General features: G+C 72.2%; 1 protein-coding gene. It reads right to left on the bottom strand.

Going from position 1 to position 514, the window contains the following annotated elements:
* Positions 1–286: transposase (locus tag KME75_RS42375; RefSeq protein ID WP_219420739.1), on the bottom strand; the 286-nt coding region annotated here is incomplete at its 3' end.
* Between the last annotated feature and the right edge of the window lie 228 nt (positions 287–514).

Here is a 514-nt window from a genome sequence, read left to right on the forward strand (position 1 = left end):
GCCCGGCCCAGCAGGCCAGCTGCGCGGGCGTGCTGAAGCGGGTGATGCCGCCGATCTCGGCGAGGAACACCGCGGCCAGGATCGGCCCGATCCCGGGGATCTGCCCGATCGCGACGGAGCCGGGATCCTCGGGTAGCCGGCCGGCGACCAGCCGGGCGAAGGTGTCGATCTCGACGTCCAGCGTGGTGATCAACCGCAGCAGCGAGTCCACCCGCGAGCGGGACTCGAGCGCCAGCGGACAGCCGGCGAGCAGCCGCTGCCCACCCGGACCGAACAGATCGCTCATCGCCACCGTGACTCCGCCACCCTGACTCCGCCACCGTGACTCCGCCACCGTGACTCCGGCGGCGGCCAGGACGGCGTGCACCTGGCACTTGAGGTTCGAGCGCACTTGAGGTTCGAGCGCACTTGAGGTTCGAGCGCACTTGAGGTTCGAGCGCAGCCCGACCAGCTTGGCCCGGTGCCGCACCCAGCCGCGCAGCTCCCGGCTGGCCGGAGGGGCGATCCAGGCCTC

This window comes from Pseudonocardia nigra (assembly GCF_019396355.1).
Taxonomy (GTDB): Bacteria; Actinomycetota; Actinomycetes; order Mycobacteriales; family Pseudonocardiaceae; genus Pseudonocardia; species Pseudonocardia nigra.